Consider the following 15,980-nt stretch of genomic DNA (forward strand, 5'->3'; position numbering starts at 1 on the left):
CTGTGGGTGAACGCGATGACGTCGTCGCGTCCGTCGCCGGTGAAGTCGGTGGGTGACCCACCAAAATACCGCGCGGCCGACCCGCCACCACCCTGGTTCACGAGCGAGAGGTAGTAGTTCCAGTTCCAGTTCGGCCCCGGATCGGTGTGGTCGTTGCCCGGGACCTCGTTGTGCCCCTTGATGCCCGTACGGTTCTTCGGAATGCCGTACTTGTCGCACAGATAGCGGGTCAGCGCGGCCGAGGCACGGTACATCGCGTCGGTGAACCACGCCGGGTCCGCGACATAGCCCTCGTGCTCGATGCCGACGCCGTAGGCGTTGCCGGACCGGGCGTGGTACGCGGTGTCGCCCTCCCGGACCATCTGCGTGATCTCACCGTTGTTGGACTTCACCACGTAGTGGGCGCTGACCCCCGACGACGGATTCTGGAACCAGCTGATGGTGCCGGCGTACGAGCCCTGGGTGACGTGAAGGATCACCGTCGTGATCCGGCTGGACCGCCCGACGCCGTAGTTGGCGCCGTTCGCGGCGATCCACCGCGCCGGCGCGTACTCCGGTACGGCCGCGGCGAGCGCGCCGGGCGCCGCCCCGGCAGGGAGCACGGTGGCGTAACGGCCCCGCTCCGGCTCCGCCCGGTGGGCCCGGACCGGGACGGCGCCCGGGATGCCCTGCTGCACGAGGTCGTAGATCCCGTCCGCATACAGGCGTGCGGTCGCGTCGTCCGCCGCGCCGCCGTACCTCGCCACCACCGGATACCAGGCGGTGACCCGGTCCCGGGCGGCCGCGGTCAACCCCTCGGCGTCGGCCAGGTCGCGCAGCACGGCAGCGCCGCCACGGATGTTCGCCGAGGTGACGGTCTTCAGCGTGCCGACCGGCTCACCGGTCAACGTCGCCGCCCGTTCCAAGGTGTGCTGGGTGGGGTTGCTCACCAGGTGCATCACCCCGTAACCGTTGGCCTGGCTCGGCTTGCCGTCGTGGCCGTCCAGCCGAGACTCGCCGTAGCCGACAGCGACCAGGACGTCCCGGGGTACGTCGTACTCCTGCGCCGCCCGCACAAAGGCCGCGTCCAGGTCGCTACGGCCCGGCGGAGTCGCGGTCGCAGGCGTCGGCGTGACCGCCACCGCGCCGACGAGCGCCGCGGCCAGCAGGGCGACGCCACCACGCCGCCGCCGTCGTGTTCCGGCCACCGGGGCCACCAGTCGTGACATCACAGGGTTACCTCACCGTTCAGGCCGAAGTAGTCGTGCCATTTGATGCTGGGACCGAACGTGGTCCCGGTCGACAGGGCGACGTAGACGTCGTTGGTGGCGCCCTTGGTGAAGACGATGAGGTCCTCTCTGCCGTCGCCGTTGGCGTCGCCGAGGTAGGGGAACTCGCCGGGTAGGCAGAAGAAGTCGTGCCATTTCACAGTGGTGCCGGTGAAGCCGGAGCCGGTCGAGACGGCGGCGTAGACGTCGGCGTCGGCGTTGCAGGTGAACGTGACGATGTCGTCGCGTCCGTCGCCGTTGATGTCGCCGACGCGGGGTTGCTCGGCGCCGACGGCGAACAGGTCGTGCCACTTCTGCGGCGCCCCGAACGAGGCGCCGTTGGACAGCGCCACGATCACGTCGGAGGCCGATGCGGGGCCCTGGGTGAACGTGATGATGTCGTCGCGTCCGTCGCCGTTGACGTCGCCGAGCGCAGGGAACTCCCCCGCGATGGAGAAGTAGTCGTGCCACTTCACGGCGGTGCCGGCGAACGACGATCCGGTCGACAACGCCACGTAGACGTCAGCCGTCGCGTTGTGCGTGAACGCGACGATGTCGTCGCGGCCGTCGCCGTTGACGTCACCGACGGCGGCGATCTCCGCGCCAGGGGCGAACCAGTCGTGCCACCTGCCCGGGGACGTGAACGCCGACCCTGTCGACAAGGCCACGTAGACGTCACCGGTGTTGCTGTGCGCGAACGTGACGATGTCGTCCCGTCCGTCGCCGTTGAAATCACCAGTCGACGCGGTCTCCCCACCGATGGAGAAGAAGTCGTTCCACTTCACCGACGTTCCGGCGAAGCCGTTGCCGGTGGAGGTGCTCACGTACACGTCGGCGGCGGCGTTCTGTGTGAAGGTGAGGACGTCGTCGCGGCCGTCGCCGTTGACGTCCGTCGGTGCGCCGCCGGTCATGCCGTGGGTCCGCGCCGCCTGGTTGAGCAACGTTCGCGCCGTCGCCGCCGCCTGGTCGTACCGATCGGGAAACCCCGACCGCTGTACGCACTGGGCGACCTGGCCGGCCGTGTAGCCGGGATTGTTACGGTCGCAGGTGATCGCCCTGGTGACGTACTGCGTGGTGGCGTAGACCGGGTCCATGATCTGCTCCGGCGTGCCCCAGCCGTAGTCCCAGCGCTGCTGGAAGACACCCAGGCTGGACTTGTCGCCGCAAGGCAGGTTGTTCATGTGCGACTCGACCCACCCGGCCTCGAACGTCGAGAGCATGACCTTGTCGTTCACGTTGTACGACCGGGCCACCCGGTAGACGACGAGGATGACGGCCGGGTCGTGGGTGGCGGGGACGGACGGACAAGCGAGCGTGTCGATCGGTACGGCAGCAGCGGGCGCAGGGACCGCGACCGTTGCCGTTGCGGTCAGGAGGGCGACAAGCATCGCCAGCGAACGTCGTCTCACAATGCTCCTCAGGGACGTCAGGTGTGCGACCGGAAGGTGGTTCGCCAGCTGACGCCCCGCCCCGTGGGCGCCGCGTCGGCCGGCGCCGGTCCGGCCGTCCGAAAACGGGGCCACCCGGCACGCGAGAGAGCGGGAAATCGATTGCTGACGAGTGTTGTAGTCACCGGCATCGATGTCAATACCTCCGGAGTTCGGCATCCGGAACGGCCTGGGCCCGACCAGAAATCGATTGCTTCCTCTGTATAGGATTCCGAGCGATCTCCCGAGGTGCGAGCACACCTGGGGTCGGCGACCCGATGGCAAACCGGTCGTCCTGGCCTGGGCGACAACGATGGGGGCGGGATGACGACCATCTACGATGTGGCCCGCAGGGCAGGCGTGTCGCCCGCGACCGTCTCCCGGGTGCTCAACGGACGCGACTCCGTCGACCCGGAGCTGGCCGCCCGCGTACGGCAGGCCGCACAGGATCTCGACTATCGCCCGAACGCTGTCGCCCGCAGCCTGCGCCGGAGCCGGACCAGTCTCTGGGCGGTCATCATCTCCGACATCGGAAACCCGTTCTTCACCTCCATGGTGCGTGGCGTCGAGGACGTCGCACAGGAGGCCGGATTCTCGGTCGTGCTGTGCAACGGTGACGAGGACCCGGACAAGGAGGCCCGGTACGTCGCGGCGGCCCTCGCCGAGCGGATGGCCGGGGTGATCATCTCCTCGTCCGGGCGGCCGGCCCTGATCAGCCGCCTGGTGCAGGCCGGTATCCCGGTCGTGGCCATCGACCGGCAACCGCGCGGCGTCGACGTGGACACAGTGCTCGTCGACAACATCCACGGCGCCGAGCAGGCGACGACCCACCTGGTGCGCAGCGGCTACCGACGGATCGCCTGCATCACCGGCCCGCGCCGGATCTCCACAGCCATGCAGCGGCTGCGGGGCTACCAGAAGGCGCTCAAGGCGAGCGGGCGTTCGACGAACGAGGACCTGATCCAGTACGCCGACTTCCGCGAGGACGGCGGGTACCGGTCGATGGCCTCGTTGCTGGAGACCGGCGAGCCGCCGGACGCGGTGTTCGCGGCCAACAACCTGATGACAGTGGGCGCTGTCGAATGTCTTGTCGACAACGGCATCGACGTACCGGACCGGTTCGGCATCGTCGGGTTCGACGACATTCCGTGGGCGCACCTGGTCCGGCCGTCACTGAGCACCGTCTCCCAACCCACCTATGACCTGGGTCGTACGGCTGCCTCGCTGCTCGTTGAGCGGATCGCCGACCCGGCGAAGGCGCCCTCGACAGTCGTCCTGCGCACCGAACTGCGGGTACGGGAGAGTTCGGCCCCCGGGCAGCCGAACCGCCCCGACGACAGCCCTCGGCGCCGCGGCACGACCGGCCCGTAAAACGAGACCGGCCGCTCATATCCGCACGTCACCGCAGAGGTGGACGGCTACGCCCAACTCGGCGAAGAAGGCCGCCTTGGCCCGCAGCGCACGGTCGGCGATCAGCGCGTCGGGGGCGTAGACGACGTTGACATGGTTGGCCTTGTGCCGGGCCATCAACTGGTCGCGGCCGACGCCGTGCAGCACGGCGTGCATGATCGGCCACTGTGGATTCGTGGCGTCGAGCCGGCGCTGCGTCTCGGCCGCGGGCAGCTCGACAACCGTGCCGCGACCGAGGTCCACGTGCAGCGCGCCGTCCATGACGAACACCCGCGACCAGACGATCTCCCCCGGTTTTGACACCCCGCTGAGGGTGCCACCGCCGAGCGGGAAGTACATCGGCGGCTGACGCATGCTGTAGGACCGGTCGTAACCACCGTTGTGCGACGCGGGCACCGAACCGGAGATCTCGAAGACCCAGACAAAACTTTCGCCGTACTGCTCTCCCCAGCGGATGTCATGCAGCGTGGTGGCCGGGTCCAGGCCCATCGCGGTCCAGATCCGGTTGGTGACCAACGAATCCACCGCGACGCCCTCGTCGACCTCATTGAAGTGCGGCAGCGGCACACCCGGGTACAGCTCCCGTGAGCCGTCGCGGCTGGTCACCGGGGGGCGCACCACGTTGTTCAGCAGTCCCTCGGCCAGGTCGCTTGCCGGAACGGTGTCCTTGAGGCCCTGCTGGTACTGGATTCCCACCGCGTCCAGGCCGAAGTCGTCGGCTATGCGCAGCGCGGCCACGTACATCCTGCACTGGCTGAGCAGCTGCGCGTGCGTCAGTTCGGTGGCCTCGTCGACGCCGGTGTGGAACGTCATTCCCGCCGCGTCGAGCCAGGCGAGCACTGCCTGCGCCTCGGGCTCGGGTACCCGCGCCATCTCCGCCACCAGTGCGCTCTGCGACAGGCGTTCCTTGAAGATGCCCAGCGGGTTGAGCAGCTCGTCGTCGATGATGGCGTTGTACATGCCCATGCAGCCCTCGTCGAAGACACCGATGATGGCCCGCTCGGAGACGAGCTGCCGGGCCAGCGCCACGCCGAGTTCGACCTCGGCGTCCGGCGGCAGCGCCGGCAGGGGGCGTACGTGGCTCTCGTCGTGCACCACCTCGCCGGTCTCCAGCCACTTCTTCAAGCCGTCGCGCGCCCATTCGTCGGTGAAGTCCTCGCTCCACAGCGTCGAATACCGCACGCCCGCCTTGGTGAGGCTGCCCGCGAGGTTGAGCAGCCCCACCAGACCGGGATACTGGCCGCTCCAGTTCGCGACGAGCAGGATCGGCCCCCGGTGGGCGCGCAGCCCTGCCAGCACGTGGTGGCTGTACTGCCAGACCGCCTCGACCACGATCAGCGGGGCGTCGGGCGGGATCGTCCGGAACACCTCGATTCCTGCGCGTTGGCTGGCGATGAACCCGTGGCCGGTGACCGCGTCGACGTCGTGGCCGCGCCGGACGTGCCAGCCCAGCGCGGTGACGGCGGCGGAGAGGTCCTCTTCGAGCTGCCGCTGTGTCGGCCAGCAGGTGACGTTCGCGCTCAGCCGCAAGTCGCCGCTCGCCACTGTGTAGACGGTGCGCGGCGGGGCGGCCGGCGGCTGCACCGGCACGGGCAGGATGTAACGGGTCACAGGGCGGCTCCCTTGACTGTCGGGCGGTTGACGGGTCGGGCAGTCGTTGCTGCGAAGCGACCAGGCCGGCGGTGCGTACTCAGAGACCGCCGAGCTTGGCGTACGCCTCGGCGGCGTTGTCGCTGGTGATCCGCGTTGTGTCGAGCGTGGTGGCGCGCGGGACGTCCGTGGTGCAGTCGACAAGGATCTTCCGGGCGAGTTCGACGGCCTCACGGCCACCGGTGGCGTACTGGAAGGTCGCGGCGAGGCGGCCCTGTTCGACGGCCTTGATCCCGCCGGAGGGCACCGGCAACGCGTCGATGCCTGTGAACTTGATCTTTTGTTCGAGCCCGGCCGCCTTGGCGGCGAGGTAGGCGCCTTCCGCCATCGGATCGTTGTGCGCGTAGACGGCCGATACGTCCGGGTGGGACTTGATCAGGGCGTCCGCCACCGACTGCCCCTTCTCACGCAGCCAGTCCCCGGGTTGGGAGGCGACGATCTCGATCTTCGGGTTGCCGGCGATGCCCTCACGGAACCCCTTCGCGCGCTCTGCCGCCGGCGTCGAGCCGGGGAGCCCCGCTATCTCGATCACCTTGCCGCCGCCGGGGAGCAGCGTCTGGGCGTAGAACTCGCCGGCCGCCCTGCCGATGGCGACGTTGTCCCCTCCGATGAACGCGGTGTACGCCTCGCCCTCGACCTTGCGGTCCAGCACGATCACCGGGATGCCCTTGTCGTACGCCTTCTTGACCACGGCGGTCAGCGGTTTGGCCTCGTTTGGCGAGATGATCAGCAGGTTGATCCTCTGGGTGAGGAAGTTCTCCACGTCGGCGACCTGCTTGCTGTTGTCCTGCGCGGCGTCGGAGACCACGACGCGGAAGCCGGGAACCGCCTTCGCGGCCGTCTGCACGTCGTTGTTCATCACCTGCCGGTACGGCTCGGCGTTGTTGGCCTGCGACATTCCGATCAGGAAGTCCTTGCCGGTTCCGCAGGCGCGGGCCGAGCCGGCGTCGTCGGAGGGTTTCTCGACGGTGCATCCCGCGGTGGTCAGAAGCGCGCCGGCGACCAGCAACGCGAGCACGGTTCGTCTGTGCATGGCAGTGGCTCCTCGGTGTGGGTTCGGTCAGGCGATGCCGTGGCGCAGCTTCTGCAGCGCCGCCGCGAGCACGATCACCAGTCCCTTGATCAGCAGTTGGACGTTGGCGTCGATGTTGTTGAGCGCGAGGATGTTGTTGAGGATGCCGAGCAGCAACGCGCCGGCAAGGGTGCCGCCCATCGAGCCGGAGCCGCCGGCCAGGCTCGTCCCGCCGATCACCACAGCGGCGATAGCGTCCAACTCGTATCCGGCGCCGTCGTTGGGGCTGCCCTGGTTGAGCTGTCCCGCGTGGATCACGCCGGCCACCGCCGCGAGAAGGCCGGCGACGGCGAACACGGCGACCTTGATCCGCGTGACGGGGACACCCGAGAGCCGGGCCGCCTTCTCGTTGCCGCCGATCGCGTAGACGTGCCGGGCGAACGCGGTCGTCCGCAGCACCACGATCGCGGCGATCCCGATCAGGACGAACAGGACCGCCGGCACCGGGAGCACGCCGTTGAGGGAGCCGTTCAGCAGTTCGAAGGCCGGCGGGGCTTCGTGTGCTCCGTCGCCGTAGGCGATCGGGATCCCCAGGCCACCCGACCAGATCCGGGCGATGCCCCGCGCGACCTGGAGGCCGGCGAGGGTGACGATGAACGACTGGATGCCGAGGCGGGCTACGGCGTACCCCTGCACGGCGCCGAAGAGCGCACCGATCACGAGCACCACGGCCACCGCGGGCACGATGCCGAACCCCGTGTCGACAAGGAGGGTGGCGGTGCCGACGGCCGACAGACCGAGGATGGCGCCGACCGACAGGTCGATGCCTCCCAGCAGGATGACGAACGTCATGCCGATCGCGATGATGCCGATCTCCGACACCGCGCGGACGATGTTGCCGAGGTTCCCGGCGGTGAGGAAGAGGATTTCGCCGTCGCGTCGAGGTGAGGCGAGGATCGCGACGACGAAGACCACGAGCAACGCGAAGAGACTCTGCACCGCGAAGAGGCGTTCGACGAGTTCGCGGCGGCTGCGCGGCCGGCGCAGCCAGCGGGCGGCGGTGCCTCGCAACCCGACCGTGCCGGCGGCGGGCGGCACCTCGGTCACGGCGGGCTCCGGCGGCGGTACGCGGACGTCGGTCATCGTTCATCCCTTCCAGCGGTCGCGCCGCCCATCGCCGCCGCGAGAATGTCCTCGCCGGTGCAGCCGCCGGTGGGGAGGTCGGCCACCACGCGACCGCCGCGCAGCACCACCACGCGGTCGCAGACACCGAGCAGTTCGGGCAGCTCCGACGAGGCGAGCAGGATGCCCATGCCCTCGCCGGCGAGCCGGCGCAGCAGTCGGTAGATCTCGGCCTTCGCGCCGATGTCGACGCCGCGGGTCGGCTCGTCCAGCAGCAGCAGCCTGGGCTCGGCGAGCAGTTGCCGGGCGAAGACGACCTTCTGCTGGTTGCCGCCGGAGAGCGCGCCGACGGGTGTGGCCGCCGACGACGTCTTGATGGCCAGTTCGGTGATCGTCCGCTGGACCACGGAGCGCTCCCGTTTGCGGCTGACGAATCCTGCGGTCGTCACGTTTGCCAGGGCGGTCAGCATGATGCTGCGACCGACCGGATGTCCGAGGACGAGTGCGGCGCGGCGACGGTCCTCGGGCACGAAGCCGATCCCTGCGCGCAGCGCCGCGCGCGGGTGCCTCGGCGCGTACCGGCTGCCGTTCAACCGGATCGCGCCGCTGCGCCGGCCACGCGGACCGGCGCCGAAGAGGGTTTCCAGCAGTTCGGTGCGGCCGGCTCCCATCAGGCCGGCCAGGCCCACGATCTCGCCGGCCCGTACGGTCAGGCTGATGCCGTCCGGCTCGCAGCGGCCGGGCCGGGGCGCCCGGGGCCGCACGGCCAGGTCGGTGACGTCGAGCAGTGGCTCGCGCACGGTCCCGCGTGGGCTGTCCGCGTCTCCGGGCGCGAACAGCGAGGTTGCCCGTTCGCCCACCATCATCGCGATGATCCGCCGCCGGTCCATCCGCCCGGCGGGCACGACACCGGCGACCGAACCGTTGCGCAGCACCGTCGCACGGTCGGCGACGACCTCGATCTCCTCCATCCGATGCGAGATGTAGACGACGCCGACGCCCCGTCGGCGCAGGCCGTCGATGGTGGCGAAGAGCCGCCGTACCTCCCCGTCGGCGAGCGCGGCCGTCGGCTCGTCCATGACGAGCACGCGGGCATCCAGCACGAGCGCCTTGGCGATCTCGACGAGCTGCTGCTCCCCCACGCGCAACGACCCCACGGGCCGCCGCGGGTCGATGTCGGCCCCGAGCCGGTCCAGGTGCTCCTGCGCGGTACGGACGGCCGCCCGCCGGTCGACTGTGCGCAACCGCGTCCGGGGTTCCCGTCCGAGCACCAGGTTGTCGGCCACCGACAGGGCGGGCACCAGGTCAAGTTCCTGGTGGATGGTCGCGATGCCGGCGGCCTGGGCGGCGGCGGGACCGGCGAACCGTACCGGCGTTCCGTCGACAGCGACCTCACCGTCGTAGTCGGTGATGACGCCGGAGAGAATGTTGATCAAGGTGGACTTGCCCGCGCCGTTCTCCCCCAGCAACGCGTGCACCTCACCGGCGCGCACGTCGAAGGCGACGCCGTCCAGGGCCGTTACACCGCCGAACCTCTTCGCCACGCCGGTCATGGCGACCACCACCGGCCCGCTCGTGTCCGACTCCGCGCGCGGCGGGTCTCCGATGTTCACGGCGGTCACGGGACCGCGTTCATCGCGGCGTGCGCGGCGTCGGCGAACGCGACGTCCCGCCGGACGCCGCTTCCGACCAGCCGCCAGGTGCCTCCCGGATACTGTCCCGGCCCCCAGGACAGGCCACCCGCACGCCACAACGGTTGCCAGGCCGCCATCGCGTGCCCGGCGTCGTACCAGGTGTTGTCGCCGCGCCAGGCCGACCCCCACCTGTGCACCGCTACCACCGAGAGCCCGGCCCCGGTGGACATCGTCCACCGGGGCATTCCGGTGACGTCACCTGTCGGTCGTGCCTCCACCGCCGGATCCCCGACCGTCGGGGACGCGCCGTCGACGTTGAACGCCACCTCCCACACCGCCGCCGTCGGCCACCCGTTGACCGACCAGGTGATGTCGCTCTGCAACCCGGGGCCGGACCATCGGGGCGCCACAGTGAGCAGCCAGTCGGCGGTGACCGGCTCGTCGCCGAACGGAATGCCGACAAGGTTGATCCGGGAGCCGTCGGCCGACACGTCGACCCGGGCCGGTGCGCCGGCCCGGTCGGTCACGTCGAACCGACCCACAGCGAGGTACGGGCCCGTGCCTCGGTGCGACGAGTCCAGCGCGGGCCGGTAGTTGCCCGCTCCGGCCGGGTCCACCGCCAGTTCGGCGATCCGGGCGTTGGGCCAGGTCCGCACGTCGGCGCGGAGGAACCCGGTGGCCACCGTGTACCCGCGCGCCACCACCTGCGTCTGCCAGGTCAGCGGCGCCAGCCAGAGTCCGCCCTGGCCCCAGCCGGCGTGGCTGAGATACCAGGTCGAGCCGTCCACCACGACCTCGGCGGCGTGCGCGTCCAGGACCGCCACCTTCTCCGCGCCGTCGAACCGCAGCGGGTCGCGGCTGCGGTAGACGGCCGTCCGCCGGTACGCGGCGCCGTAGTCCGTGCCGTCGCAGCAGACGAACAGGTACCACCAGTCCCCCCGGCGCACCACGAACGGCGACTCCGTCTGCCCACCCGCCTGACCTGTGTACGGCGACGTGTAGGCGACCGCGCGGGCGCTCCAGGACCGCAGGTCGGTGCTGGTCCGGTACGCCACGACGTGGTTGCCTCCGGACGGGCTCGACGTGGCCGTGTAGTACATGACCCAGCGGTCGCCGACCCTTGTCACCATCGGGTCGCGGCCCTCCCACCCGTCGGTGAACAGCGGGTTGGCCGAGCTGCGGGTCCAGGTGAACAGGTCGGTCGAGGTGGCCAGGTGCATGCGGTAGCGCGTGTAGTCCGGATTACCGGCCGCGTAGAACATGTAGTAGACGCCGTCGTGGTGCACGACGTGCGGAGCCCAGATCCACTGCTCTCCCGCGCCCGGGTCGGCGATCAGGGCCACCGGCTGCTTCGTCCACGGACCGGTCGGGCTCGGCGCCGTCGCGTGCCCGAAGACCTTCTCGTCCTGGGGCGCTCCGGGTTCGGCGTGGGTGATGCCGAACAGGTGCCACACGCCGGTCTGCTGGTGCCGCGCCAGCGTGTGGTCGTTGTAGTACCAGGTCGTCGACTCGCCCACGCTCGGGTCGTAGACGCGGGTCGACGCGCCTCGCGACGGCGTCTCACCGGCCGTCTCGTACGGCGTCGTGGTGACCGCCGCGAGCGGGCCGACGCGGCGCAGCGTCACAGTGTCGAGCCCCGCGAAGAAACCGGTCGATGGCGCGGACCTGCCGGTGGCGGTGACAGTGAGGCGGTGCGTGCCGCTGGGCAGCGACGCCGAGCCCAGAGGCACCGCGCCGGCGCGCTGCACGGTGCTGGCGTACCCGTCGAAGAGCTGGCCGACAGCCACTCCGTCGACGGCGAAACGCAGCGTGCCGTAGTCGCCGGCCCGGGTGAGCACCGCGCCGAGGTCGTACTGCCCGGCGGGCACCGACGGCAGGGTGAGCGTCACCGAGTCCCCCGCGCGGGCAGCCCGGAACCACAGCTGCCGCCCGCCGGACCAGCTCACCCCGCAACAGTCGGCCTGCGCCCCGACCGGCGCGGTGGCGTTGACGACAGCCAGCGACTCGGCCTCGAACCGCACCGGGTCGTCAGACAGGGCCGAGGCCGCCGCCGGGACCGGTGTCAGGGCGGATGCCGCCGGTACGGCAGCCAGGACCGGCACCGCCGGGGCGGCTGCCAGGACAGCTCCGAGCAGGAGCGCTGCGGTGACACGTCGGGCGCGCATCACGACACGCTCGGGCGGGGCAGGTCGACGCCGGGGGCGAACTGGTCGTGCCAGCGGTTGGCGGCCCCGAGCCCGCCGCCGGTGGACAGCGAGACGTACACGTCGGCAGTGAGCCCGCGGGTGAACCGCACCACGTCGGCCCGGCCATCGCCGTTGAAGTCCCCGACCCCTGGCAGGTCGTCGCCGAGGGCGAAGCTGTCGTGCCACTTCCAGGCGTCCTGCACGAAGCGGGTGCCGTCGGAGAGCGACACGAACACGTCGCCCGCCGTACCCCGCGTGAACGTCAGGATGTCGTCGCGACCGTCACCGTCGACGTCGCCCACCGCGGGCAGTTCGTCGCCGAGGGCGAAGCTGTCGTGCCACTTCCAGCCGTCCTCCACGAAGCGGGTGCCGTCGGAGAGCGACACGAACACGTCGCCCGCCGTACCCCGCGTGAACGTCAGGATGTCGTCGCGACCGTCACCGTCGACGTCGCCGACCGCCGGGAACTCGTCGCCGAGGGCGAAGTGGTCGTGCCACTTGACGCCGGGTCCGAAGCCGGAGCCGGTGGACAGCGCCACGTAGACGTCGGCGGCGGCGCCACGGGTGAAGGTGATGATGTCGGTACGCCCGTCGCCGTTGACGTCGCCGACCGCCGGGATCTCGGTGCCGACGGCGAAGAAGTCGTGCCATTTGACCCCGGCGGCGAATCCGGTACCGGTGGAGAGCCCGACGTAGACGTCGGCGTTGTCGCCCCGGGTGAAGGTGACGATGTCCGCGCGGCCGTCGCCGTTGACGTCGCCGGTGAGAGGGATCTCCGCGTCCACGGCGAAGAAGTCGTTCCAGGGTCGGCTGTCCGGCACGAAACGGGTGCCGTCGGAGAGCGAGGTGAACACGTCGGCCGTGGCGCCGCGCGTGAAGTCGATCGCGTCGTCGCGTCGGTCGCCGTTGGCGTCGCTGGTGTTGCGGCTCCGGGTGGTGGCCGACACCTCGGCCGAGGGCGCGGCGACGTTGCCCGACCCATCGACCGCCACGATGCGGTAGTAGCGGGTCTGGCCGGCCGGCAGCGGCCCGTGCCGGAACGCCGTGGCACGGGTCGTGCCGACCAGGTTGGCGGCGGTGATCCTCACGCCCGGGTTCCGGGACGCGTAGACCCGGTAGAAGACGATCCCTACGTCGTCGGCGGAGGGCGACCAGGTCAGGCCGAGGGCGTGCACGCGTCCGCCGGCCAGGGTGAGACCGGCGACCGTTGCCGGGGCTGTGGTGTCGGCGAACGGCGGCACCATGCTGTCGGCCTGGTACCGGACGGCGGTCCACGGCGGCGCGCCTGCGGCCGGGGTGAGCTGGACGGTGACCGTCGACCGGCCCGCCGTCAGGGCCGCGGGCAGGACGAAGTCGTCGGCCAGCCAGCGTTGCCGGTCGTTGCCCAAGGGTTGGAGCCACACCCCGGCCGGTACGCCGTCCACCGACACGGCCGCCTGCTGGTAGCCGCCGGACTGGTCGCTGTGGCGGCGCAGCCGTACCCCCTGGTTTGTCAGGTCGACGGCTAACTGAAAGCGGACGGGTGCGGTCGTGGCGCGGACCTGGGCGGTCTGCGGGACGTTGTCGTCGTCGCCTTCGAAGCTGGCGGTGAGCGCGGTCTGGGTCGCCGACGAGTCGGTGTACGCGTGGGCGGCGCGGCTGGCGGCGTCGCCGGTGACGACGGTGTCGGTCCGGCGTGTGGTCACGGTGCGCTGGGTGTAGAGGAATGCGGTCGAGGCGTACTCCGCCGGCATGTCGTTGGCCGGCCCGTGCTCGATGCCGAAGCGCAGCGCGGAGCCGTACGCCACCGCGTCGCCGATCATCAGCCGGTAGGCGGCGTCGCACTCGTCGGCGCATCCGCCGCCGCGGACCAGGTGCGCGGTGTTGCCGGTGAAGACGCCGCTGTACTCGCCTCGGTTGAAGTACCACCCCGACTCGTAGAAGTCCTCAGTGCCGGTGCCGTGGATCTGCGGCGTCGGCGAGCCGTCCACGTACACCCGCTCGTCGCCTTCAAGGTAGTTGCGGGTGTTGCCGCCGATGATGTGGCCGCGCATGGTTTGCGAGACGCCCACGAACCGGCCCCGGCCGGACTGATCGGCGACGATCCAGTCGTTGCCGCCGACCGTCTCCGCGCGCCGCGACTGGGTGGTGAAGTAGCCCGCGCTGCCGTCGGCGGCGAGCCGAGACGTCCACTCGGTGCCGGGCGCCGACGTCACCTCGACCTCGATCCCGTTGACAGTGGTGCCTGTCGTGTTGACGAGCGTCACGGCGGCGGAGGAGCGGAAGGGCATCGGCCACCAGGCGCTGTACCAGCCGCCGGGTGCGGAATCCATTGCGAACATCAGGGATCGGACGTTGCGCTCGCCCAGCCCGCCGCCGAAGAACTCCCCGACAGGGCTGTCCGCTGTCGTCCGTCCGTCGAACGTCAGCCGCAGCCGCAGGCCGGCGAGCGTCGGCGCGCCGGCCGCCGCATCGGGTACGCGCAGCCGCAGCGCGGTGATCGCCCGTGGACCGGTCAGGCCGGCCAACGACACCTGGCCCTGTGCCGGCGCGGTGACTGTGGCGCGGCCTGTGGAGGCGCCGGCTTGCGCGGGCTTCGGATCACGGGTGCCGGCGGCGCGCAGCAGGGTGACCACGTCGGAGGCCGGGTCAGCCGGGTCGAAGCGGGTCACGCCCTCGGCATCGGCGAAGGTGCGGTAGGTGACGTGGTGAAAGAGCGGGTTGTTCTGGGTGGTGATCCGCATGGAGTCGCGGTAGGGCATCGGCACCTTGATCGTGACGCCGCCGGAGGTCTGGTCGGCGTTGCTGACCAGCGGTGCGACGAAAGGACTGCCGAGTCGCCCGTCCACCAGGGCCTGAAGGTCGGCCTGGACGACCACGACGCCGTCGAGTTCGATGCGGATCCAGCCGGTGGCGCGGACGTCGCCTTCGTCGCGGGTGAACCAGATCGACTGGACCTCGCCGGGTCCGCGCGCCTCGGCGATCACGCATCCGCCGCTCTGGCGTAGGCAGGACCAGGTGCCGACGAAGCCGTCGTCGTTGGAGCCGTCGCGGCCGAAGCTCGAGAACTGATGGGTACGGGTGCCTGCGGCCAGCTCGGGCAGGCGGTCGAGCCGCCGGTAGGTGTCCCATCCGGTCGGTCCCTTGTCGTCGGCGACGGCGAACGCGGAGGCGTCGACAACGCTTGGCGCGGGAACGGCCAGCGTGGCGGCGGAGGCCGTCGCCGGTGGGATCGCGGTGAGCATGGCGACGGTGGCGCCCAGCCAGCGGGTGACACGGAGCCTCATCGGTGTCCCTTCCCGAGCGACCGAGAGCGGTGGGAAATCGATTGCTGGCGAGTTAACTGCTCGACTTCCACGGTTGTCAATACCTTGCGGGCGCTTTCCCTCCGGGGCAAGAAATCTTCATCGCCCGGCGACCGCGGGCCGGCCGCGGCAGGGCTGGCCGAGCCCGGACTGAAGAAGATTTTCGGCGGACAGGACCGCCTCGGTAGGTATTGACAGACGCCGAAGCCTGCAGTTTCACTTCTCCTCAGCGCCACCGTCTCGCCGCTCGGGACGCGACGCGCCCCTCTCCGACGCGACTGCCAGGCCCGCCCATCGGCGATCGGCGACACCGGCCCACGACGCGCGGCACACCGCTGCGACCGCCCACCCCGATAGGAGTCGCCCCATGTCCAGACTCCCGACAAGCGCCGCCCGGCGCGTCCTCGTCGCACTGCTCAGCCTGGCCGGGGTGAGCCTGACCGCCGTGGTGAGCACGCCCTCTCCCGCGCTCGCCGCACCGAACTTCAAGGCGCCGTTCCCCTGCGGACAGCGGTGGACCTACGACCACCACAGCGCCGAGGTGAGGCAGGCGCTGGACTTCGTCCGCGCGGACGGCGGCACCACCGGTGGCACGCCCCAGGTGGCGTCGGCCGCCGGCGTCGCCCGCCGGTACTCGCAGCCCAGCGGGGCCGGCAACTACATCGTCATCGACCACGGTGGCGGCTGGACCACCTACTACTTCCACCTCAGCGCCTACTCGGTGCCCGACGGCGCCTACGTGCAGCAGGGCCAGCAGATCGGCGTCACCGGTAGCACCGGCAACTCCTCCGGGCCGCATGTGCACTACGAGCAGCTCTACAACGGGGTCGGCCAGACGATCGTCATCAACGGGGTGTCCCTCGCGCCGTATCCCGGCCAGTACAACCAGAAGTACCTGGTCAGCGACAACTGCGGAACGCCGCCACCGGCCGCCGCGCGGTATTTTGGTGGGTCACCCACCGACTTCACCGGCGACGGACGCGACGACGTCATCGCGTTCACCCACAG

The 15,980-nt window shown here is 70.6% G+C and carries 10 protein-coding genes; 2 read left to right on the forward strand and 8 right to left on the reverse strand.

Annotated features, from left to right (window positions below):
• The coding region (locus ACLQ23_RS31240) for an N-acetylmuramoyl-L-alanine amidase (protein WP_425881501.1) at positions 1-1,208 on the reverse strand (1,208 nt) is incomplete at its 3' end.
• Positions 1,208-2,656: an FG-GAP repeat domain-containing protein gene (locus ACLQ23_RS31245; RefSeq protein ID WP_355598579.1), complete on the reverse strand. Its 1,449-nt coding sequence runs from the start codon at positions 2,654-2,656 to the stop codon at positions 1,208-1,210. The genes ACLQ23_RS31245 and ACLQ23_RS31240, both read right to left, overlap by 1 nt.
• A 342-nt stretch (positions 2,657-2,998) precedes the next feature.
• On the opposite strand from ACLQ23_RS31245, the gene ACLQ23_RS31250 reads away from it, so the two are divergent.
• Positions 2,999-4,045: a LacI family DNA-binding transcriptional regulator gene (locus ACLQ23_RS31250; RefSeq protein WP_355598581.1), complete on the forward strand. Its 1,047-nt coding sequence runs from the start codon at positions 2,999-3,001 to the stop codon at positions 4,043-4,045.
• A gap of 15 nt (positions 4,046-4,060) precedes the next feature.
• On the opposite strand, the gene ACLQ23_RS31255 is transcribed toward ACLQ23_RS31250, so the two are convergent.
• From ACLQ23_RS31255 to ACLQ23_RS31280, 6 genes are all read right to left on the reverse strand, one after another.
• Positions 4,061-5,695, reverse strand: coding sequence for a fucose isomerase (locus ACLQ23_RS31255; protein WP_355598583.1), 1,635 nt, complete (start codon positions 5,693-5,695; stop codon positions 4,061-4,063).
• 79 nt (positions 5,696-5,774) lie between these two features.
• Positions 5,775-6,767 (reverse strand): substrate-binding domain-containing protein, encoded by a 993-nt coding sequence (locus tag ACLQ23_RS31260; RefSeq protein WP_425881502.1) that lies wholly within the window; start codon positions 6,765-6,767, stop codon positions 5,775-5,777.
• 27 nt (positions 6,768-6,794) lie between these two features.
• Complete coding sequence (locus ACLQ23_RS31265; RefSeq protein WP_355598587.1) at positions 6,795-7,889, reverse strand: ABC transporter permease; 1,095 nt, start codon at positions 7,887-7,889, stop codon at positions 6,795-6,797.
• The gene (locus ACLQ23_RS31270; protein ID WP_425881503.1) at positions 7,886-9,481 is read right to left on the reverse strand and encodes a sugar ABC transporter ATP-binding protein; all 1,596 of its coding nucleotides are present in this window, start codon (positions 9,479-9,481) and stop codon (positions 7,886-7,888) included. Before ACLQ23_RS31270 ends, ACLQ23_RS31265 begins: the two co-directional genes overlap by 4 nt.
• A 5-nt stretch (positions 9,482-9,486) precedes the next feature.
• Positions 9,487-11,667, reverse strand: a complete 2,181-nt coding sequence (locus ACLQ23_RS31275; RefSeq protein ID WP_355598591.1) for a family 43 glycosylhydrolase — start codon at positions 11,665-11,667, stop codon at positions 9,487-9,489.
• Entirely contained in the window at positions 11,667-14,954 is a 3,288-nt protein-coding gene (locus ACLQ23_RS31280; protein ID WP_425881504.1) for a DUF2961 domain-containing protein, read from the reverse strand. The genes ACLQ23_RS31275 and ACLQ23_RS31280 overlap by 1 nt, the downstream gene beginning before the upstream one ends.
• 385 nt (positions 14,955-15,339) lie before the next feature.
• Here ACLQ23_RS31280 and ACLQ23_RS31285 point away from each other — a divergent pair.
• On the forward strand, positions 15,340-15,980 hold a 641-nt coding region (locus tag ACLQ23_RS31285; protein ID WP_425736133.1), incomplete at its 3' end, for a M23 family metallopeptidase.

It is taken from the genome of Micromonospora sp. DT41 (assembly GCF_049841715.1).
In the GTDB taxonomy this organism is placed as follows: Bacteria; Actinomycetota; Actinomycetes; order Mycobacteriales; family Micromonosporaceae; genus Micromonospora; species Micromonospora profundi.